Origin of the sequence: Mucilaginibacter sp. (assembly GCF_028288225.1) — a bacterium.
Taxonomy (GTDB): Bacteria; Bacteroidota; Bacteroidia; order Sphingobacteriales; family Sphingobacteriaceae; genus Mucilaginibacter.
In genome coordinates this window covers 1-22,875 of sequence record NZ_JAQBOC010000045.1, presented here as the reverse complement: position 1 = coordinate 22,875, position 22,875 = coordinate 1, and the positions used below count along the sequence as shown (strand labels likewise).

The following is a 22,875-nucleotide window of genomic DNA, read 5'->3' as shown; positions in this document are numbered from 1 at the left end:
AAATCCGAGGTGCTCATTTTTCTATAACATTAACTACATTTATTAACTATTCCACTTTATAAGGTTATCATTAAATTATATGAAAAAGTATTTGCCAGCTGTAATTCTTTTATGTTTCGCTTTCAATGCAACATGTGCAGATACATTGTCTGTTTGTTCTCCTTCTGGAAAAATATGTGTAAAAATTTGGATGAAAAAAAATCTGAATTACTGCATCTATGTAAATGGTGTAATAGTGTTGAGACCCTCGGAGGCCGACATGTTATTAAGTAACAATCAAAGTTTCTCATTTAATAACAGTATTAAATCGCATGTATCAAAATCGGTCACTGCTGAAATTATTTCTCCTGTACCAGAAAAAAGAAAAAAGATTAAAGATGATTATAATTTAATATCGATAGCATTCAGAAAACCTTATAAGGTAGAATTCCGCGTATATGATGATGGTGTTGCTTACCGGTTTTCTACATCATTTAAAGATTCTATTACGGTACAAAATGAAGTTGCATCATTTCATTTTTTAGAATCTTCAGCGGCCTATTTTCCCGCAATACATAAAAGGGATGATGCCGATATTTTTCATACAAGCTTTGAAGAATTATATCCGTTAAGGAAACTTCATTCAATTGAAAATACAGAGGTTGGTTATACGCCTGTACTGGTAGCGCCGCCAGCTAATCCAAAAATTGCCATTATGGAATCAGACCTGGAAGATTACCCGGGAATGTTTTTAAGCGGAACCGGATCAGCCGTTTTAAAAGCAGTATTTGCACCATATCCCCTCGAAGAAAAAATGACCGGTGGCGAATACCCGCAATCGTTAGTTACAAAAAGAGCAGACTACATAGCAAAAACAAAAGGTACAAGAACCTTTCCATGGCGTGTATTAATGCTTGCTGATGAAGACAGGCAATTACCTTCCAATGATATTGTTTACCGGCTCGCCTCCCCTTCCAGAATTGGTGATGCCTCCTGGGTACGGCCAGGCAAGGGAACAGATGAATGGACCATTAACGTTAACCTTTTCAATGTGTCTTTCAGGTCGGGCGTTAATACTGCGTCTTATAAATATTATATTGATTTTGCAAAAAGGTTTGGATTCGACAGGATAATGATGGATGCAGGCTGGAGTGATAACCTGGACTTTTTTAAAATTAATCCTGCTATTAAAATGGATACGATAGTTGCGTACGCAAAAGAAAAGGGGATTAAAATAAGCATGTGGACATTGGCCCATACTTTAGACAGGCAGCTTGAGAGCGCCTTAAACCAGTTTAATAAATGGGGCGTTGATTTTATCATGACAGATTTTATGGATAGAGATGATCAAAAGATGGTTAATTTTTATTACCGGATTGCGAAGGCCTGTGCAGAGCATCATATTATGATCATGTACCACGGCGCTTATCCACCAAAAGGGTTTAACCGAACGTTTCCAAATAATGTTACAAGAGAAGGCGTGCTTGGCTCTGAAAATAATATTGGAAGTGATAAAGCATCACCTAACCATGATGTAACGCTGCCATTTACGCGAATGCTGGCAGGATCATTTGATTACGAGCCGGGTATCTTAAATAATGCTACCAAAAAAGGATTCAGGCCAATTGAAGGCATGGTGATGAGTCAGGGCACACGTTGCCATCAGCTTGCAATGTTTGTTGTATATGATAACCCGATGGAAATATTTTCCGGCAATCCGTCGCAGGCATGGCTGGAACCTAAATTTATGGAGCTGCTGGGCAGCATCCCAACTACGTGGGACCAAACAAATGTATTAGACGGAAAGGTGGGAGAATATATAGTTACAGCAAGGCAAAAAGGCAATAACTGGTTTATTGCTGGTATGAGTAACTGGACGCCAAGGGATGTAGCTGTTAAATTTGATTTTCTTGATGCCTCCGGTAGCTATAAAGCCACAATTTGCAAAGATGGCGTAAATGCTGACCGCTATGCTGCCGATTATATTTTAAATGATATCAGCATAAAAAAAGATGATATAATTAAAATACACCTTGCACCCGGCGGAGGTTTTTTAATAAAACTGGTAAAAGAATAACCTTTTGTTGTTAAACTTTATCTTATTTATTAACCATTAAACATATAGCAGTAGTCCCGGCGGGATCATTTTTCACGTCGAAAGTCTTTAGAAAACTACATACATTATATATTTATCAAAGGATAATCCGGATAAAAGGACATTCCTCATGTGGTCCGTACGTTAAAATTTCAATTTAGTCTGGTAATTTTGCAGCATCCTTATTATATCTTTTCACTGCATCAAAATAATCCTTTTTATCAAAATATTTCATTGCCTTTTCGTCATTGCCGATAAATGCTTTTAATGCATCTGGCTCAAACTTTCCCATAACGCTTGTACCATATTGTACGGCAGCGATTGTGGAAGGATCGAAGAGATACGAGTTGCCAAATTCACTCACAAACGAATATAAATTGATTTTGCCTTTTATGGCGTGGAACAGCCAGCAGCTATCGGTAGCCATGCCATCAAACCATACCTGCTTAGCTGAATCGTCGGGATTGGATGGCGTTACATCACGCGAAATGCTGATAGTTTGGGTGGAATATATTTTTACTTTCCGATGTGCAGTGTCGGATCTTGGGTAACGCTTATCAACAAGCAGCAGGTAACTTTTTTTCTGCAAAGTATCAAAATAAATGTATGAAGTTATCGTTTGTTGGGGGCCATCTTTCATAACCACCTTATAGGTGTACTCGTTTTCAGCCCCGGGTATTTTACTCGAATTACTTGCTCTTGAGCGCATTGACATGTTCATGCGCATCATCATGTTCATTTGCTGGTTTATAAACTGGTTATTCATTTGGGTCCTTACCTGTTGCATACCAGGGAATTGTGCCAACGAAGCTTCTGAGAAAAATACCAGGGCAATACCAAGTAAAATTAGCGTAAGGTTTTTTTGTAGCATAAGGGGGTTTATTTGACCGAATATATAAATAAAACAAATATGGAATTATTATTACGTTCCTAAAATCTTTCTTCATTGTTTTTGCTACCGATATTGGCTCTCCCATAGGATCAGAAACTGGTTATAAAAACCCCTGCTACTCACCCCTAAAATTAAAAACATAAGCAAACTTTAACCCGGCTACCGGGGTAATTCCATTACTTGTCGATTCTATATTTATTACCGTGGTATACAATGATGCCTCAATAGTGTTGTGCCTGTCGAGAATTAAATTAATGCCACCGGCCGCCGTGCCGCCAATGCCTAATGCAGCTATGTCTTCATTTCCACCGCCTGCGTAAAGTATGGGGCCGGCTTTTGCGAAAACGTATTTGTTAAAGCAATATTTACCCATTGCGCCCAGGTAAAACAAGTCGATATTTAATGCTCTTCTGTTATTAAAACTAGCGGGATCATAATACATCCTGTTCTTAGAATTCAGCCTGTCGCATCCAAAATTTGGAACCATAGCCCATTTATCACTTAGGGTTATATTACCAAGCACCTGGAAACCGCTGCCCAGTTGTACTCATTGGAAAAAGGCTTGTTAGGGCCATAGGCAAAGCCAATCCCGCTGCGGGCCTGGCTATGGGATTTTACACTCAAAAATATTAGGGAGATAATCAGAAGTGTGCTTAGGTTATGTTTGTACTTCATTATCAATTTAACCGCACGAAGAAATTTTAGTTCTAAATGTAGGATTAGATTTGACAACTTTTAAAAAGTTGTCAAATCTTAAATGGAGGTTATACCGTCAGCTTCTTATACTTAATCCTTTTCGGCGCCACATCACCCAAACGTTTCCTGCGGTTCTCTTCGTAATCCGAATAATTCCCTTCAAAAAAGTAAACCTGCGAATTGCCTTCAAAAGCAAGGATGTGTGTACAGATCCTGTCTAAAAACCAGCGGTCGTGACTGATCACTACGGCGCAGCCACCAAAGTTTTCCAGGGCTTCTTCCAGTGCACGCAAAGTATTTACGTCAATGTCATTGGTAGGCTCATCCAGCAATAAAACATTTGAGCCCTTTTTCAGGGTGATAGAAAGATGTACCCGGTTCCGCTCACCTCCCGACAAAACGCCTACTTTCTTTTGCTGATCGGCTCCGTTAAAGTTAAAACGGGATACATAAGCCCGTGAGTTGATCGGCCTGTTACCTACCAATATGGTTTCCTGTCCGTTAGTAATATTCTCCCACACAGATTTATTGGGGTCGAGATCATCATGAAGCTGATCTACATAACCTAAAGCTACTGTTTCACCAACGCGGAAAGTACCGGCATCTGGTTTATCCTGCCCGGTTATCAGGCGGAACAGCGTGGTTTTGCCCGCGCCATTGGGGCCAATTATCCCCACTATACCAGCAGGCGGCAGCGAGAAACTAAGGTTATCAAATAATAATTTATCACCATATGATTTACTTACCCCATTAGCCTCAATCACCACATTACCTAAACGCGGGCCCGGCGGAATAAACAGCTCCAGTTTTTCTTCCCTGTCCTTTGTCTCTTCGGATGCTAATTTATCATAGTTTGATAAACGCGCTTTTGATTTGGTATGACGGCCCTTCGGTCCCATCCGCACCCATTCCAGTTCCCGCTCCAGGGCCTTCTGGCGTTTGCTTTCCGTTTTATCCTCCTGCGCCAGGCGTTTAGCCTTTTGCTCAAGCCACGAAGAGTAATTTCCTTTCCATGGAATGCCCTCTCCCCTGTCCAGCTCCAGGATCCACCCCGCAACGTTATCCAAAAAGTAACGATCGTGGGTCACGGCTATAACTGTACCTTTATATTGTTTTAAATGCTGTTCCAGCCAATCAATTGATTCTGCATCCAGGTGATTGGTTGGCTCATCAAGCAATAAAACATCCGGCTCCTGCAATAATAAGCGGCATAATGCCACGCGGCGGCGCTCGCCACCCGATAGCACTGAAATTTTAGTATCTGGGTCCGGACAACGCAGTGCATCCATTGCGCGTTCCAGCTTAACATCAAGTTCCCAGGCATTCACTGCATCAATTTTATCCTGCAGCTCGCCCTGGCGCGCCATCAGCTTATCCATCTTATCGGCATCGCCGTAGTACTCTTCAAGGCCAAATTTTTCGTTGATCTCTTCGTATTCCTTTAATAAAGCTGTGGTTTCAGCTACGCCTTCTTCTACAACTTCCTTCACCGTTTTTTCCGGATCAAGCACCGGCTCCTGACTCAGGTAACCTACGGTATATCCGGGCGAAAAAACCACTTCGCCAATGTTTGTTTTATCTATCCCGGCTATAATTTTCAATAACGACGACTTACCGGATCCATTTAAACCGATAACGCCTATTTTGGCGCCATAAAAAAACGATAGATAAATGTTTTTTAAAACTGTTTTTTGCGGGGGATAGACCTTACTAACCCCTGCCATTGAAAAAATTATTTTTTCGTCTGCCATGCCTTAATTAGTGAATTGGTGAATGGGTGATTTAGTGATTAGTTAATCACGGTAATCAGGTGGCTAAATTAGTAAAACTTGATTAAGTTGAATAGGTTATTTATTGTTGATTAAGTTGACTGCTACCGTGTAAACCAAATATGGAAGCTTGACTTTGGGCAAACAGCCTGGTCAATAATCCAGCCGGCAAAGCGTTCCATTTTTTCGCGGAACGGCGTGGAACGCTGTGAAACATGCTGATTATCAAATATTTGACTTTATTGAAAAATGTAAGTAATTGATAATCAATAGATATAAAATTTACATTTTTGAATGTTGCGATGTAATTAATTTATAATCAGCGTGTTCCTATTTTTTTCCGTTGTTGTCAATAGCTGCTGTGAAGGTTTCTGCCTTTGTTTGCTGTTGTCACCATGGGTGTCCGGAAGATTTTTTATTCCCCTCGTGAGAGGGGTGCGCCGGATTGTGCAGTGGCAGGGATGTGTTCGCTGCCATGCAGTAACGTAAAAGCTTGGCGCAGAGGACACACCCCTTCACCCGATAAGACCTTTCTAACCTAATCAATCCAATTTAATCAACCCAATCCAACTTAATCAACTATTCACCACTCACCTCCCACCATTCTCCACTCTCCATTCACTCCCATGCCTTAATGTCATATATTTACTTTATTTTACTGCCACTGTCACCTTATTGAGGTGACAAGCGTATACATAATTAAACTATTTTATAATAATTATATCAAAAACATATAAATCGACGTTTTTTTTATAAAAATCTATTGTGGTTATGTGTTTTATTTATAAAATTGCTAAACAAAATTTGAGTTTTATATAAGGATTATCATAGCAATGTCTGCTTTAGGTATAACTTAAAAACTTGGCAATAATATTGTTGATATGTGTAAAACAACACGTTCTGATTGTTGAAACAATTTAATACATTAGGACGTTCATAAATCGGAAGGATATATATGGAAGCTAAATTTTCGCCACGGGTTAAAGACGTTATACAATATAGCAGAGAGGAGGCCTTGCGCCTGGGGCATGATTATATTGGAACTGAGCACCTTTTGCTGGGATTGATAAGGGATGGGGATGGTGTTGCAATTAAATTATTGAAGGAATTAACCGTCGACACAGCTAAATTACGACGCTCTGTTGAGGATGCAGTAAAAGGAACAATAGGAACAAACGTACATATTGGCAGTATTCCGCTAACTAAACAGGCAGAAAAAGTATTAAAGATCACTTACCTGGAAGCTAAAATTTTTAAAAGCGATGTAATAGGAACCGAGCATTTATTGCTTTCTATACTTCGCGATGAGGACAATATCGCATCACAAATTTTAATGCAGTTTAATGTGAATTACGAAATTTTTAAAAGCGAGGTAGAGTCGCATAAAAACGATGTAACCGACGAGATGCCCGGGTCACCGACCGGGGGAGATGACGATTTTAAAGAAGAAGAGTCATTCAGTCAGCCAAAAAAAGTATCAGACATTAAATCAAAAACGCCGGTACTTGACAACTTTGGCCGCGATTTAACCAAAGCTGCTGAAGACGGCAAGTTAGATCCGATTGTAGGCCGCGAAAAAGAAATTGAAAGGGTGTCACAGATCCTTTCGCGCCGTAAAAAGAATAACCCTATTTTAATAGGTGAACCAGGTGTCGGTAAATCAGCCATTGCCGAAGGTTTGGCATTGCGCATTGTTCAGCGTAAAGTATCACGTGTTCTGTTTAACAAACGCGTAGTTACTTTAGATCTGGCTTCGCTTGTTGCCGGTACAAAATACCGCGGCCAGTTTGAAGAGCGCATGAAAGCGGTAATGAATGAGCTTGAAAAATCACCTGATGTTATTTTATTTATCGACGAAATCCATACTATAGTTGGCGCAGGCGGCGCTTCAGGCTCGCTTGATGCATCAAATATGTTTAAACCAGCTTTGGCACGCGGAGAGATCCAGTGCATTGGGGCAACAACTTTAGATGAATACCGCCAGTATATTGAAAAAGATGGCGCTTTGGATCGTCGTTTCCAAAAGGTAATGGTTGAGCCGGCTACACCTGATGAAACCATTGAGATCCTGAACAGGATAAAAGAAAAATACGAAGAACATCATGGCGTTACTTACACACCGGAAGCTATTAACGCTTGTGTGAATTTAACTACAAGATACATCACTGATCGTTTTTTACCGGATAAAGCTATCGATGCTTTGGACGAATCAGGCTCGAGAGTTCACTTAACCAATATTCATGTGCCACAAAACATTTTGGATATTGAGCAAAAGATAGAGCTTATTAAAGTAGAGAAAAACAAGGTTGTACGCAGCCAGAAATATGAAGAAGCAGCCAAGCTCCGCGATACTGAAAAACATCTGCTTGAAGAATTAGAGCAGGCAAAAGCTATCTGGGAAGCTGAAACAAAATCAAAACGTTATACCGTTACCGAAGATAATGTTGCCGAAGTAGTATCTATGATGACCGGCATCCCGGTTCAGCGTGTTGGCCAGGCTGACAGCCAGAAGCTGTTGCATATGGCAGATACTGTTGCCAGTAAAATTATTGGCCAGGAAGAAGCCATTAAAAAATTAACCCGCGCCATACAACGTACACGTGCCGGGCTTAAAGACCCTAAAAAACCAATAGGTTCATTCATATTCCTGGGGCCTACTGGTGTTGGTAAAACTGAGCTTGCAAAAGAGCTTGCACGTTTTATGTTTGATACCGAGGATGCGCTGATCCAGATTGATATGAGCGAGTACATGGAAAAATTCGCAGTATCACGTTTAGTGGGAGCGCCTCCGGGCTATGTAGGCTATGAAGAAGGCGGACAGCTTACCGAAAAGGTACGCCGCAAGCCTTATGCAGTAGTATTGCTTGATGAAATTGAAAAAGCACACCCTGATGTATTTAATATCCTGTTACAGGTGCTTGATGAAGGCCAGTTAACCGACTCATTAGGTCGTAAGGTTGATTTCAGGAATACCATTATCATCATGACATCTAACATTGGCGCACGCCAGTTGAAAGATTTCGGACAAGGTGTTGGTTTTACCACCAGTGCAAAAGCCATCCAGGCCGATTCACATTCAAGAGGAGTAATTGAAAATGCACTTAAACGTGCTTTTGCTCCTGAGTTTTTGAACCGTATTGATGATGTAATTGTGTTTAACTCACTTGGTAAAGACGAGATCTTTAAGATCATTGATATTGAGTTAGGCTTCCTGTTCAACAGGGTTAATATTTTGGGCTACAAAATTGAGCTTACCTTAGGTGCTAAAGAATTTATTGCCGACAAAGGTTACGACTCTCAATTTGGTGCGCGTCCATTAAAACGTGCCATTCAGAAATACCTGGAAGACCCAATTGCCGAAGAGATCCTTAAAGGCGAACTTGCCGAAGGCGATACTATGGAAGTGGATTATGATAAAGAATCTGGTGAAATTAAAATAGTTGCCCGCAAAGCTGAAGGCGAAAACAAAAAGCCTGAAGAAGAAGAGCAGAAATAATTTAGCTGTTAAATATTATTTAACCCCGTTATGCAAAGCATAGCGGGGTTTTTTGTTTCCTGCGGAATTTACGTAATTCAATCTCCGGAGTTTTGAAATAATTATTTCTCAATAATTAACTATTGAGCATCAAAAAAACACCAATAGTTAACAATTGCGGATTATACGCAAAAGCTTTGCGGGAAACACCTGAAAAAATTGGGTTAAAACACGGTGTTGCGTGTGACTGTTTTAATACTAATTTTATGGCGCCCCTAAACCTTATTACCTGATGTAAAAAACCCTTGTTTAAAGGCCTTAAAGCTCTAAAACAAGGGTTTTATTGCAAGCTAACTTATTAATTCCGCTTTTCCACCTTATCGTAAAAACCGCCAAAAGTATTAGTCTTAACAGCCTCTTCCCTGAAAAAATCGCCGGGAAAACCTAATTGAACAGCACTTATCTCATCCAGCTTCTGAAGTTGCCCGTTGGTTAATTCAACATTAACTGTTTTAAGATTATCCTCCAGTTGACTTATTTTAGTTGCGCCCACAATAGGTATGGAAGAAAAGCCTTGCTGTGTGGTCCACTTTAAAGCAACGTTACCTGCAGAGATCCCCAGCTCATCCGCAATAGCAACTACAGCCTTTGTAATACCGGCGCTCCGATCATTAAGGCGTACGCTTTCGGGCTTTATGCGGCCCTGTTCGCCACGAAGGTATTTACCTGTTAGAACGCCTCCGCCTAGTGGCGCCCACGGGGTAACGGTGATTCCGAAATGTTTGGCCATTGGGATCAGCTCACGCTCTGGCGTACGGGCAAGCAGGCTGTATTCAACCTGCAATGCTACAAACTGACTCCAACCCATCAGCTCGGCAAGGGTATTCCCCTTGGCAACAACCCATGCAGGAGTATCGCTTATGGCAGCATAATTTATCTTACCCTGTTTAATCAAATCATCCATTGCACGCAATACCTCATCAATTGGGGTAATATCATCCCATATATGCAGGTATAGCACATCAATAAAATCAGTTTTTAAACGCTTAAGGCTTTCCTCAACACTGCGCATCATATTTTTGCGGTTATTTCCAGACGCATTAGGGTTGGTCATATTATCCTTTAAAGCATATTTGGTGGCTAATACAAAATAATCGCGGTCGTGGTTGCCGATATATTCGCCTATTATCTTTTCACTGGTTCCAAGCTTATAAACATTGGCGGTATCTAAGAAATTGCCACCGGCATTGGCAAAAGTATCCATAATGGCAAAACTGGTTTCCTTATCGGCACCCCATCCGCCCTCGGTACCAAAACCCATAGTGCCCAGGCACAATTCCGAAACCTTAAGGCCTGAACGGCCCAACAATTTATATTTCATGTAGTTGATGTTTGATAGGTAAATATCCGGTATTTGAGCGAAAAGCAGAAAGCTTAAAGTAAAAAGCCGGAAAATTATAAGCTGATATTACAATATGGAAACAATATTAGCCAGTGCTTGTAATTATTTAAGTAATCAGTATGCTATGAAAATTTTAGATCTCCATAAAACCATTACAACAGATCAACTGCTAATGTTGCTGCAGCAAAAGTTAAACCCGCTGTTTCATCAGCAAAAACAAAGTGATATCAGCTTTACTATTGAAAATAATGCCGGGGCAGTTGAAATTTCGCAGCCTGAAATTTATGAAGGCTTCTTGTTCCGCATTGAAATAGTAAGTACAACAGTTCATATAACCCGATCGGGGCATTATATTGATGATGTAAATTCACTCACCCTCGAAACAATATTGAATAGCCTTTTTGAAGAATTGGCAAAGGATGGCAAAGTAACGCTGGTTTTAGAAGGATAATAATTTTTAGTAGTTTTAAGCATAAAATTTCGCCTATGCTACGCCAGCCTTATCTTATTTTATTTTTATTATTTTCTGTATTTATTGCAAAAGCGCAAAAACCGGCCCCTGACCTGGGCGAGCCGGTAATTGTTAACCAGGATACACTATTTAAATTTTACGCTGGCCAGGGCTTGTTCGAAGCTAAAGAGCGGGCCCAGATTGTGAGCAAGCGAATCAGCGATATTATTTCACGGCTTGATTTTAATCCCGATTCGTTAGTATTAAAAAACGATTCTGTTTTATCTGTCATCAGCTATAAATCGCAATTGATAATGGCGGTAAATAATGCGGATGCTAAATTTTCAGAGTTGGACAGGCCGCAGCTTGCCGCAAATTATCTTAATATTCTAAAAAAACGGATGGGTAGCGTATTTAAAAATAATAGCGCTAAAGACATTATCATTAACATACTGGAAGCTATCGCAGTTGTATTTGTGTTGCTATTTCTGATATGGCTGGTAAACCGCGCATTCAGGTGGTTAAATGCAAAACTGCTGAAAGCCTGGGAAAGCAGGATAGCCAAATTAGGTGAGCAGGGTGCGCCGGTAGGTTATGCCAGCCGGGTGCTGCCATTCATTACAAATTCAATACGTGTTTTACGCTTATTGGTTATTATATTACTGGTGTACCTGGCGCTGCCCGTAGCTTTTTTAATTTTTCCGTGGACAAAACCCATTGCTACAGAGCTGCTTAGTTATGTAGTAAATCCGGTTAAGGGCATCCTGCTTGGCATTTTACACTATATTCCCAATTTATTAACTATATCGATTATTTTTTTGTTGACCCGTTATATTGTTAGGCTGATAAAATTTATTGCCAGCGAAATTGCAAATGGGGCCATTACCATAAAAAACTTTTATCCTGAATGGGCCATACCTACCTACAATATTATACGGGTTTTGCTTTATGCCTTTATGTTTGTGGTGATCTTCCCCTATTTACCCGGCTCAGATTCAAAGATTTTCCAGGGAGTAACGGTTTTTTTAGGGGTGCTTTTTTCCTTTGGTTCTTCTTCGGCCATATCAAACATGGTTGCAGGATTGGTTCTTACTTATATGCGTCCCTTTAAAATAGGCGACAGGGTAAAAGTGGGTGATGTAACAGGTGATGTGATTGAGAAAAACTTACTGATAACCCGGATCCGTACCATTAAAAACGAAGATATAACAGTTCCAAATTCTACCATATTAGGTGGTGCAGTGGTTAATTACACCACATCATCAAAAAATTTGGGGCTGATATTACACACCAGTATAACCATCGGGTATGATGCACCATGGCATATTATCCATGGTTTGATGATAGATGCTGCTTTGGCTACCGAAGGCATACTGGCAGAGCCTAAGCCATTTATTTTACAAACCGATCTGAATGATTTTAATGTTACCTACCAGGTGAATGCCTATACTTCACTATCGCATAAAATGGCGGTTATATATTCAAACCTTCATCAAAATATCCAGGATAAGTTTAACGAAGCCGGGGTGGAGATCATGTCACCGCACTACACAGCATTACGCGATGGAAATACCATACAGATCCCAGATGAATACAAACCGAAAGATTATATAAAACCTGGTTTTAAAATTGAAAAAGAGGAATAAATATATATTAGTGCAGATCTAGAAAAGCAGTCTATCTTTCTCTTTAACCTAAAAACTACCCGTTTATCCAGCTAAACTTATATTCAAGCCCGGGATTTTTCATCCGATCGGCAACCCGTAATAAACGAGCAGGCAAGTTCATGATATAATCCCGTGCTTTCTCGCCGGTTTCATTCAGGTCAACCATGCTTTCAATATGCCAGTCTTCAATCAGTTCCTTTAAAATGTCGACATAATCAACCGCGGTATAAATACCAAGGCGTTGTGCCGCATCTGTAAAGTGGCCAAAGGTTTGGCCGATTTTCAAACCAACCTCCCGCAAAAAGTGAGCAGGCATAACAATCTTTTTCCGCATCATATCCTCAAAAGCAAGCATGGCCTCATTAGGATCAACCTCAAATATCTTTTCAATAAAATATTTGTAGGCTTTAGCATGGCGGGCTTCATCACTGGCTATTACGCCGCACATTTTTGACAGTAAGGTATCACCATCCTTTTTTGCCTGCGAGGCAACACGGCGGTGTGAAACGTTAGTAGCTAGTTCCTGGAAAGAGGTATATATAAAGTTACGGTAAGGATCGTGCCCGGTACCGATATCAAACCCATCAGAAATTAAATATTGGGTTGAAACCTCCATCATCCGCATATTTACACGGCCTGAAAGGTACAGGTATTTATTCAGCAAATCGCCGTGGCGGTTTTCTTCGCCGGTCCAGTGCCTGGTCCATTGCATCCAGCCACCTTCTTCATTGCGCGATATACCTTCAACCATAGTTAGCCATGATTCATAAGTTGGTAAAGCCTCTTCGGTAATGGTATCGCCAATTAATACCGCTATCAAATCATACGATAAACCCTGGGCGCTTTCCTGCAATTCTTTAATTTCACTGAAAAAAGTATCACGTGACGAATCAGGCAAAAAATCAGATGGCTGCCAGATTGTGTCAATGGGCTTCAAATATTCATCCTTCTTTTCAAGCATGAATCTTTCGATGTGCATCATCACTTCACGTCGCTTTTCTTCAAAAAATCTCATAATAGCTTATTATAGTGCAAAGTTAATATTTATAACCATAATAAATCTATCAATTTTGTCCGGTATAAGCAATAGCATCTTTCATGCAATCGGGAAGGTCTTTAAGTGAAGGTTGTCCGCTAAAAATAGAAAAATTACTATTATAGTCCCACATCATTCCGGGTATATTCAGGGACTTTAACGCCTGGGGAACAGTTTTTATATACCGGCGCCTGTTATTAAATATCTCCATATTTATTGTAAACACTATACTCGCCGCAAAGTATGGGTACATAATATTTGTTCGACCAGTTTTTTACGATCTGAATTTATGTCTAACAGATTGTTCGTTGCCATCTGCTTTATATTTATTAAAATTCTTCTCACCATCGGTATTTTTTGCCTTTGAATTGAGTTCAGGAAATTTTTCCGCATTGTATGGAAATGGCACCCCAGTTGTCGATTCCTGATCGCCATCCACTCTACATCCTGGTGTGTAAACAAAAAGGCTCATAAAAATGGAAAGTATACACAACATTTTCATCGGCAAGCCGTACAAATCGGCTCAGTTCATAGATGCTCTTATAATTTGAAGCACCTATAATAAGCGTTCGTTCTTTATCAACTTTTCTTATCGCGGTAACAATATTGTAAACGGCATCCTTCCATATTTGGGGATCCATGTGCGGGGGCTCGTTATAAAGCTCAAAAAACAGCATATCATGATTAACATGAGCATATGTTTTTGTGAGTGTTGTCCACAAGTTAATGAGCTTTAGCGTTTTGGTATTATAGTTAGTATTATTAAAATTACCGTTTGGGCAATCTATTATTACTTTAAACCCGTATAAGCTGCTCTATTTAATTACCAAAATTATCAATGTGGGTAAATAATTGCTCACCCGGAATGTGCTCAGATTCGAAATACGAAAAAGCCACAGGAAGCCTGACGCTTTTAAAGCCAAGTTGTTTAAAAGTTTAAAATCAGAGCTTTTCAATGGAATCTTAGCTAAAATATCTTTGTTCCAGGTTTGTTCATACCACGAGATAGTAATTCCGTTATCTAAGCTTTTGGCGCGTTTAAAGGCGATTAACCGGGAAATTGGGGTGGTTGGATTGCTTTTTGCTATATGAGCCGGCGCAGACATAATTAACATAAGTATAAATATGTTTTTTATAAAGCTGATATGGTTGTGTATAATATGTTTATATGTGCAAAACATGTTTACTAACGTTTTAAATATTTTGATTTACTTTATACGAATTAAATTTATAGATAACAAGAATCTTATCATAATTCAAGAAAACCAAGAATGTTTGTTCAATTAACAAAAGAAGAACTTTTAAAAGAAATCTCAAAGAAGGCCTGGTATCAGACAAACAATATCATTTGGATGATATTATTTATATATCCTCTGTTCAGCATTGTTGATTTTATCTTTGCAAATACTATATGGCTCCAGTTCTTCATCGTTCGTATTATTACCGACCTTGTTATATTGGCCTTATATAGTTTGTTTCAACGTAAGAATTATAATTACAGATTATTATTACATCTATCATTATTATTAATCTCTGTTACTTCGGCTTTATTATGCAATTTAGTTGATATTCAACAGCTAAACGTTTACTATTTATTATATGGTGCCATTTTCCTGTTCTTTAATATACAGATATTTTGGGAGCCGGTAAACTCAGTTATACAGGCATTGATTGCGCTGGTACTGCTTGGTATATTCTTTAACCTGTTTAGTAATTATACTTTAGACCTGGTTATAAATAACGGCGGGCAATTCTTCTTCCTCATTGCCTTAATTTCATGCTTTGTTCCCGGTGCACGTTATAAGATAATAGATCGTGATGTTCGTTCACAATTGCTGATCGGGAAGTCAAACGAACAGCTAAAGGAGCAGAATCGCGACATCGCTGAAAAAAACAACATTATTGATGCACAATACGAAGAGTTGCGTAAGCTGGATAATCAAAAAAATAACTTTATAAATATTGCAGGCCATGATCTTAAAAACCTAACCGGTTCTATTATCATGAGTAACAATATGCTTAAGGACGAAGAATACCGGTTAAGTGCCGACCAGGTTGAACTTATCGGGTATATTTCAGAATCGTCGGAAAAAATGCAATACCTGTTAAATAAGTTAATGGATGTGAAAGAGATTGAGTCGCCTGAAATGAAGTTTAAACTTGAAGTATTTGATATTAATTCAGAAGTTATACACATATTTAAAGGATTAACGGAAACAGCGCAGATGAAGAACGTTCATTTGGTTGACAACATCCAGAAAACGCCAATAAATGTTAACCTCGACCGCGTTTTTGTTGGCCAGGTATTTCAAAACTTATTATCAAATTCTATAAAATTTTCACAAACAAATAATAACATTCGGGTTGTAACCAGCTTACAACGCCAGAAATTTGTTTTTGAAATAATAGACGAAGGTATTCCAATTGGCCAGGATGAGCTGGCTACGATGTTTAACAAATTAAATGCGTTAAGTGAAGCATCAGAACATACTGAAAGCCGCCTTGGATTAGGGCTCTCTATAGCAAAACTTATGACCCTGGAAATGGGTGGTGAATTATCGTATCGCAGCGATGATAACGGAAATTATTTTAAAGTTGAATTTTACGTAATAAATTAATATTGACAAACCAATGAACAAATTTTTTACCTTATTAGCCCTTGTATTTCTTTTAAGTAAGGCATCATTGGCCCAGAATGTTGTGTCCTTCAAATCATTGGGACATAATGACGATGCCATTTATGGAATGAGCGGCGCAAGTTCTTTTTACGTTAAGATTTCTCCTTTGGTGGAAATGAACGGAAGCAAACTGGTATTATATTTTGAGCCTTCCCAGGCTTTATTAAAAGATCATTCTTTTATAAATATAATAATCAATAACCGCCCCGTTTATAGTGCGCGTCTCGCAAAAGATTCTATACAAAAAATTTCACTTAACTTAAGCCGGGAAGATATTTCGACTGATAAATTCCTGAAGATCCAGATTAAAACGCTGCTAACCATTAGCGACGACATTTGCAAGGATCTGGACAACCCCGCCATGTGGCTCAAGGTAAAAGATTATTCTTATCTGTCGTTGGTTAGAAACACCAAAACTGGTTTAAATGATGTGAACATAAGTAATTGCTTTGAGTCAAAAAGAGCAATTGTTTATCCTGCCGATCCAAGCCTGCACGATTTAAAGGCAGTAGCATGGGCATATGCCAGGCTTAAAAAAACAACAAATAAAAAAATAAGTGTTTTAGAAGCAGGCCAGGTGCCTGATAGCATAAAGAACTATATACAAGTAGGTAATTTATCAATATTGCCTGAAGATAAACGCTCTTTGATAAAGGTATCACCTCAAGCTAACGAGGGCATTTTTTACCTGGCTAAATCAATGTCAACCGCAACTGACACTATAACCCAAATGGTTAGCGAAAAAGGTGTTATGGTTGCTCATAAATCTGTTTCAACAGAGTCTGTACCTTCTGAAATATTGTTTGTGAGCGGTGGCGATGATGCTGGCTATGAAAAAGCTATCACTGCTTTAGGTAACATCAACATATTAAATTCAACCTTTGGCGATTATCTTTTAATTGACCAGGCTCAAAATTCATACTTTAAAAATACAGATGAAAATCGTTCAAAATTATCATTGAAACAAATTGGCGGAACAAGCGATTTTCTTTCTGGTATAGGTTCATTAAAAAGTGCGTTTACTTTTAAAAACAGCGATTTTAACTTTACACCAAAAGAAGTTGAGATCAGGTTTATTGGCAACTACAGTGGCCTGAGTCCGGGCGACAGAGGTTATTTTAACATTTACCTTAACGGATTACTGATAAGCAGCGAAAAGCTTGATGCATCAGGTAAATTGAATACTTCGGTAACCATTAACCGTTACCAGCACCATAAATATAATACGCTGGAGTCTGAATTCAGATTTTTTCCAACCAATGGTTTGTGTAAAAATAGCTTTATCAATTTTTTTGGAGAAGTTGATGTTGACAAATCATATCTTGAATCAAAAAACCCGTTCATCTCAAGCGATCTGAGTTTTTATCAATACCCGGAAGCATTTAACACCGGTACTACACGTATAGTTGTATCAAAAGATTATGCTAAATATGCAGCTGGTGCAATTGGTGAAATTATTTACGAATTAAATAATAACATCAACGCAAATAATTTCCCTGAATTTTCATACTCAAACGAAATCCCTGCCGGCGATCTGAAAAAATATAATATCATAGCCTTGTTAAGCAAGGATGACAAACTTCTGGATCAGTTCCCTGACGCACCTATTAAGTTTGAACAAAACTTCAGATTATATAGAACGGACGACCATAAGGTAGTTTATTCATTATCTGATACGACATCAAATGGTTTGGCTCAGATATTCTACGGCCGGAGCAACAATGCCACCCTGGTACTTACAGCAACCGGTTCGCATATAGCTGAAGCATTTTTAGCTGCCTCCAGATCAATCACCGAACAGCTATCAACGCTATCAAGTAATGTTTGCGTAACTGATGTTAACTCAAACAAATACTTGTTCAACATCAATAAATCAAGCGAGAACCTTGAATATATTGATACAACGAGTGCTATCACCAAGTTCTGGGTAAACTACAACCTATACATATTGCTTGGTATATTAGTATTAATTCTGCTATCGTTCCTATTTGTTCGTTCACGAGTTCAAAGATCACAGGAATTATATAACGACTAATTTTTGATAGCCACACCAATTGAGTAACCTTAGCCTGTAATAACAGATAAGGTTACTTAATAAAACTGTTTTAACACTTTACAGAAACTAAATAATATGTCAATTCCTGAACTTTTGGTTAATGATGGTTTTATATCTCAGCAAGATCGGGAAAAGATTAATGATTTATCTGCACAAACAGGTCATTCATTCATTAAAATAGCGCTCAACTATGGTTATATATCCCGTAAAAACTACGACCGTTCATTAACAAATGCAGGTTATGTATTTCAGCCAATAAGGGAGCTTTCTTTTGATGCGGAAGTATTAAGTAAAATAGAACTGAAGTTTGCCGATCAGCATGCAGCACTTCCCTTACGTATTGAAAATGGCAGGGTTGTAACTGTAATGGCCGATCCATCAAACCAGCTGTTTATTGATTTCATCAGGTTTACTTATGATTGCGAACCCGAAATAATCCTGGCGTCTGACCTGGACATTACCTGGTTAAGCCATAAATTAACCGGCGATAAATATGTAAAATCAGCTGTATTTGAGCTTTTAAACCGCGACCCAAACAGTTCGGCTTTTATTACATTTTCATCAGGGCAATTGGCTTTCCTTTTTATATTGCTTGGCCTTGTAACTACTGGACTTGTTGTTAGTTTTAAAAATACGTCCATCATTATTAACGTCCTTATTAGCTCATTCTTCCTGGTAGCCATATTGTTTAAGCTGTTTTTGGCGCTTATGGGTTCACGATTTGAATTACACCAGGCTGTAACACGTGAAGATCTGCGCGAAATAATTGACGATGAGTTGCCGATATACACCATTCTGTTACCTGTATATAAAGAAGATAAGCTGATAAAAAAGCTGATCTGGAACTTACAGGCGCTTGATTACCCCCGTGAAAAACTTGATATCAAATTATTGATTGAAGAGGATGATGATAAAACACTAAACGCAGTCCGGAACCTTGATTTCCCGGCCATATTTGAGGTTGTTGTGGTTCCGTTCCATATGCCTAAAACAAAACCAAAGGCATGTAACTACGGGCTCCACTTTGCACGCGGTAAATATTTAACTATTTATGATGCCGAGGACATTCCTGATACCGATCAGCTAAAAAAGGTTGTATCGATGTTTGGTAAGCTGCCATCAAATTATATTTGTATCCAAAGCGCCTTAAATTACTTTAATCGCAATGAAAATTTCCTGACAAGGATGTTCACGCTTGAGTATTCTTATTGGTTTGATTATATGTTGCCCGGATTGGATACACTGGATATTCCTATTCCTTTGGGTGGTACAAGCAATCACTTTAAACTGGATAGTTTGATTGAATTAGGTGCATGGGATCCGTTTAACGTTACCGAGGATGCCGATTTAGGGTTACGAGCTTATGCAAAGGGCTATAAAATAGCGGTAGTAAATTCAACTACCTACGAAGAAGCAAACAATGAGCCTATTAACTGGATCCGCCAGCGTTCAAGGTGGATAAAAGGTTATATGCAAACCTACCTTGTACATATGCGCAACCCGGTTGCGTTATGGAGAAAATTAGGCTGGAAAGGTTTTTTAGGGTTTAATTTCTTTATCGGCGCAACCCCCCTCACCTTCCTTGTATATCCATTTCTGCTTGCCATATTTATAAGCTACCTGGTATTTGACCTTTCAACCATCAGAACATTATTTCCGGACTGGATTTTATTCATGTCGATATTTAACCTGATGGTGGGTAATATATTAATGATCTACATTAACATGATGGCCGTATTTAAGAGGCGCTTTTATGAGCTTATCCTTTTTTCAATTGCAAACCCGGTTTACTGGTTAATGCACTCCATTGCCGCCTTTAAAGGTCTATATCAATTAATTGTTAAGCCTTTTTATTGGGAAAAAACTGAACATGGACTTAGTAAAGTTAACAGTCCAACAAACATTGTTAAATGAAAAAACAATCCAAATATCTGTTACTTATCACCATATTACTGGCGATCTATTACCTGGTATTAGGTATTTACTTAAACAGGTTAGGTTATTTTAGCCAGGAAGCAATGTTTTACATTGAGAAAACCAAGATCGTGCTTGACGGTGCGGGTAACAGGCTAAAGGTAATGGGTTTAACAGCCCCTATGTTACCATTCTATGCCTCATTTATATTTTCAGCAATAAGTGCTACACTTGCCCCTGTAATAGCATCAGCTTTGTGCACCGCTATATTATTCTTTATGATTGGCAGTGCACTGCTAAAAAGAGCCAAGGATGATTTTTACCTGTTTATAATATTAATTGTTTTTATATTCCATCCGGGTATCTTATACGCGGCGTGCTCCGGTAAATCAATAGCACTAGTGCTGGTTTTCTTTTTCATGTTCTTTTTTAACCTGTTTAAATTTTACCGGTCAAATACCACATTCCACGTTTCTATTGCCAGTATCAGCCTTGTATTGCTTATATTTTGTGATTACAAGTTCATTTGGCTCACTTTATTCTTCATCCCGCTTGTATTATCGATAACAATAAAAAGTTTAAACCTGGGCGAGCAGGAATCCATTTTCAGGCTATTTATCAGCTTTAATAATCCATCGCTGCGCCGTAAGCTTATCAATAAAACTTTTGCACTTTACATCATCCTGTTTGTTTTACCGCTTGCATGCATTATTTGTTATAAACTGCTTAACTTAACACATGCCCAGGATTTAAATTACTTTAACGAAAGCCCCTATGCAACCTGGACGGTGCTGGCAGACAAGTTAAGCTTTGACCAGCTGTCAACCAGTACGGTTTACCAGATTCCTGAAACGTCCATATTAATATCTGCAAGGATCTTGCTTTTTTGCCCGCTTATGTTGGTTGCTGTTTACTTATTTAAAAACAGTACCTATCAAATTTTAACACTCTTAACACCTTTCGCATTTGTTGAATTTTTACATATAAAATACGAGAAGGTATTTTTGATGAATGAGTATTACCTGATGTTTTTGGTTCTCGCTTTATTGTGTATTTCGTATAAGGCACAAACTATTAAAAATCAAACTGTTTTAAAAGCGGTTGTTGGCATTTTAGTGCTCGCGCAACTTTACACCGGCTATATTTTCTTAAAAAACTCATCAATTACCGAGGAGCAAAACTTTATCACGGTTTTATTTAATCACGCCGCCGATACGCACCAGGATGAAAACCGCGAGCTGGCAAATTATATAAATAATTTACCCGACAATACTCATATTTTGGTTGATGATGCTATTGCATTTCCTATCGTTGCCCTTTCAAATAATATCCACAAGTTAACTTTACCTTACCAGGGTGCATTTTTAAGTGCTATTGAAGCACCTGATAAATATGACGATTACATATTGCTTGCGACCGAAAAAAATGAGGTAACAGGCTTTACACAGTTAAATAATAAATATGTTCCGATTATAAAAAAGGCTAACAGCGCATTAAAACTCAGAAGAGTTTATGAAACAAATGACTGGATCTTGTACAAGGTTTTTGAATAAATTTGATTGGGTGAGTTGACTGTGTGAGTTTGAGTTGATTAAGTTAGATAATCAATAGTTATAAATTATTATTAAGCCCCGTTGTTATCATAGCATCTGGAATTTGATTTTTATAACATTCCCGCGCTCCCCATCCCGGGCTTTGGACCAAAAAACTATCTACTGGCAAAATAATCAATGGCCAAAGCCCCGGTTATGATAAGTAAACCAAAAAATTCCCGCGATTTTTCGATATAAGGCTTTTCAGCCTGCATAGTCTCTACAAGGCTTGGCTTCTTGTATTTCACTACCCAATCGCGTACACCGTCTTTAGCAAAAAACAGGATTACCGCGTATACCAGGTAAAAAGCAATGGCTATAAGGTAAATAGCAGGATAATACAATCCGTAGGCAACCAGGCCGCAACAAATTGCTGCTACCATATAAATGGTTACCCACAAAGGAGCATCGATATCATTGAGGTTTACATAAGCAAACGCCAGGAAGGCGATACAGAAAATGATGTTTAATATGATTAGTAGCATGGGTTAATGTTATCGGATGCCAAATTAGATTAAAAATCAGGAAATAAAAAATGGGATTATCTATATAGATATTTCCGGTCAACCCTACTTTATTTAAACTTTTATTGCCTTATGGCTTTATATCAAACCTTAATTTATTGTTAATATGACCGAAGGAACGCCTCATTCTACATCCAGGATGGCATCTGCAAATAGAATTTCATTTTGGATCTTTTTTGGAGCATGCATACTGCTTTATATTTATAATAAATTCAGTACATCATTTATAATAAACTCAGTACATCGGATGATGGTGTTGGAAGGTCTTACGAATTAAACAATTTTTTTATATTTAGAGCTGCTTTTACAGGACTGTTTTTAAACTTAATAGCTGCTGCAATCAAAAAAACGAATGCTAATCGAATCCTTAATATAATATGTTATGTATTTGAAATTGCAGCCATTGTTTTATTAGGATTGATGATTGTTTTGAGGTAACGAATAGCGAATTCCCATCCTTCCCGGCTCAGAAAAAGGCACAAAACGCAAAAACCCTTAGTTCATCTTGAACTAAGGGTTTTACGATAAGATTTGGCACCGACCTACTCTCCCACATTTTACTGCAGTACCATCGGCTCTGGCGGGCTTAACTTCTCTGTTCGGAATGGGAAGAGGTGGACACCGCCGATATAGGCACCTGAATTTCTTT

Annotated in this window: 16 protein-coding genes and 1 rRNA gene; 8 read left to right on the top strand and 9 right to left on the bottom strand. The window is 38.6% G+C overall.

The annotated features are described in order from the left end of the window. Positions 1-79 precede the first annotated feature (79 nt). The gene (locus JWQ54_RS13635) at positions 80-2,056 is read left to right on the top strand and encodes a glycoside hydrolase family 97 protein (protein ID WP_299585556.1); all 1,977 of its coding nucleotides are present in this window, start codon (positions 80-82) and stop codon (positions 2,054-2,056) included. A 175-nt stretch (positions 2,057-2,231) separates the two neighbouring features. Here the strand turns inward: JWQ54_RS13635 and JWQ54_RS13630 are convergent, their stop codons facing one another. From JWQ54_RS13630 to ettA, 3 genes are all read right to left on the bottom strand, one after another. Further along, complete coding sequence (locus JWQ54_RS13630; RefSeq protein ID WP_299585554.1) at positions 2,232-2,945, bottom strand: hypothetical protein; 714 nt, start codon at positions 2,943-2,945, stop codon at positions 2,232-2,234. A gap of 136 nt (positions 2,946-3,081) precedes the next feature. Next, the gene (locus JWQ54_RS13625) at positions 3,082-3,453 is read right to left on the bottom strand and encodes a hypothetical protein (RefSeq protein WP_299585552.1); all 372 of its coding nucleotides are present in this window, start codon (positions 3,451-3,453) and stop codon (positions 3,082-3,084) included. A 277-nt stretch (positions 3,454-3,730) separates the two neighbouring features. Continuing rightward, positions 3,731-5,413 carry an energy-dependent translational throttle protein EttA gene (gene ettA / locus JWQ54_RS13620; RefSeq protein WP_299585550.1) on the bottom strand — a complete coding sequence of 561 codons (1,683 nt, stop codon included), beginning with the start codon at positions 5,411-5,413 and terminating at the stop codon, positions 3,731-3,733. 973 nt (positions 5,414-6,386) lie between these two features. Here ettA and JWQ54_RS13615 point away from each other — a divergent pair. Next, a complete protein-coding gene (locus tag JWQ54_RS13615) occupies positions 6,387-8,927 on the top strand; it encodes an ATP-dependent Clp protease ATP-binding subunit (protein ID WP_299585548.1) in 2,541 nt (846 codons plus the stop codon). Between the two features lie 337 nt (positions 8,928-9,264). On the opposite strand, the gene JWQ54_RS13610 is transcribed toward JWQ54_RS13615, so the two are convergent. Continuing rightward, the gene (locus tag JWQ54_RS13610) at positions 9,265-10,287 is read right to left on the bottom strand and encodes an aldo/keto reductase (RefSeq protein WP_299585546.1); all 1,023 of its coding nucleotides are present in this window, start codon (positions 10,285-10,287) and stop codon (positions 9,265-9,267) included. A 94-nt stretch (positions 10,288-10,381) separates the two neighbouring features. Between JWQ54_RS13610 and JWQ54_RS13605 the strand changes: the two genes are divergently transcribed. Together JWQ54_RS13605 and JWQ54_RS13600 are read left to right on the top strand one after the other, a co-directional pair. Then, positions 10,382-10,759 (top strand): hypothetical protein, encoded by a 378-nt coding sequence (locus tag JWQ54_RS13605; RefSeq protein ID WP_299585544.1) that lies wholly within the window; start codon positions 10,382-10,384, stop codon positions 10,757-10,759. Between the two features lie 35 nt (positions 10,760-10,794). Continuing rightward, positions 10,795-12,405 carry a mechanosensitive ion channel family protein gene (locus JWQ54_RS13600; protein WP_299585542.1) on the top strand — a complete coding sequence of 537 codons (1,611 nt, stop codon included), beginning with the start codon at positions 10,795-10,797 and terminating at the stop codon, positions 12,403-12,405. Between the two features lie 55 nt (positions 12,406-12,460). On the opposite strand, the gene JWQ54_RS13595 is transcribed toward JWQ54_RS13600, so the two are convergent. From JWQ54_RS13595 to JWQ54_RS13585, 3 genes are all read right to left on the bottom strand, one after another. Next, a complete protein-coding gene (locus JWQ54_RS13595) occupies positions 12,461-13,441 on the bottom strand; it encodes an acyl-ACP desaturase (protein WP_299585540.1) in 981 nt (326 codons plus the stop codon). A 49-nt stretch (positions 13,442-13,490) separates the two neighbouring features. Beyond that, positions 13,491-13,673 carry a hypothetical protein gene (locus JWQ54_RS13590; protein WP_299585538.1) on the bottom strand — a complete coding sequence of 61 codons (183 nt, stop codon included), beginning with the start codon at positions 13,671-13,673 and terminating at the stop codon, positions 13,491-13,493. Positions 13,674-13,902: 229 nt separating this feature from the next. After that, entirely contained in the window at positions 13,903-14,253 is a 351-nt protein-coding gene (locus JWQ54_RS13585) for a cellulase family glycosylhydrolase (protein WP_299585784.1), read from the bottom strand. Between the two features lie 480 nt (positions 14,254-14,733). On the opposite strand from JWQ54_RS13585, the gene JWQ54_RS13580 reads away from it, so the two are divergent. The 4 genes from JWQ54_RS13580 (at position 14,734) to JWQ54_RS13565 (ending at position 21,663) form a co-directional block, all read left to right on the top strand. Next, positions 14,734-16,080 (top strand): ATP-binding protein, encoded by a 1,347-nt coding sequence (locus JWQ54_RS13580; RefSeq protein ID WP_299585536.1) that lies wholly within the window; start codon positions 14,734-14,736, stop codon positions 16,078-16,080. A 13-nt stretch (positions 16,081-16,093) separates the two neighbouring features. After that, positions 16,094-18,175, top strand: coding sequence for a cellulose biosynthesis cyclic di-GMP-binding regulatory protein BcsB (locus tag JWQ54_RS13575; protein WP_299585534.1), 2,082 nt, complete (start codon positions 16,094-16,096; stop codon positions 18,173-18,175). 96 nt (positions 18,176-18,271) lie between these two features. Then, positions 18,272-20,110 carry a glycosyltransferase gene (locus tag JWQ54_RS13570; RefSeq protein WP_299585532.1) on the top strand — a complete coding sequence of 613 codons (1,839 nt, stop codon included), beginning with the start codon at positions 18,272-18,274 and terminating at the stop codon, positions 20,108-20,110. Next, the gene (locus tag JWQ54_RS13565; RefSeq protein WP_299585530.1) at positions 20,107-21,663 is read left to right on the top strand and encodes a hypothetical protein; all 1,557 of its coding nucleotides are present in this window, start codon (positions 20,107-20,109) and stop codon (positions 21,661-21,663) included. Before JWQ54_RS13570 ends, JWQ54_RS13565 begins: the two co-directional genes overlap by 4 nt. A gap of 155 nt (positions 21,664-21,818) precedes the next feature. On the opposite strand, the gene JWQ54_RS13560 is transcribed toward JWQ54_RS13565, so the two are convergent. Continuing rightward, complete coding sequence (locus tag JWQ54_RS13560; protein WP_299585529.1) at positions 21,819-22,187, bottom strand: transmembrane 220 family protein; 369 nt, start codon at positions 22,185-22,187, stop codon at positions 21,819-21,821. A 568-nt stretch (positions 22,188-22,755) separates the two neighbouring features. Beyond that, a 5S ribosomal RNA gene (gene rrf, locus JWQ54_RS13555) occupies positions 22,756-22,867 on the bottom strand. Between the last annotated feature and the right edge of the window lie 8 nt (positions 22,868-22,875).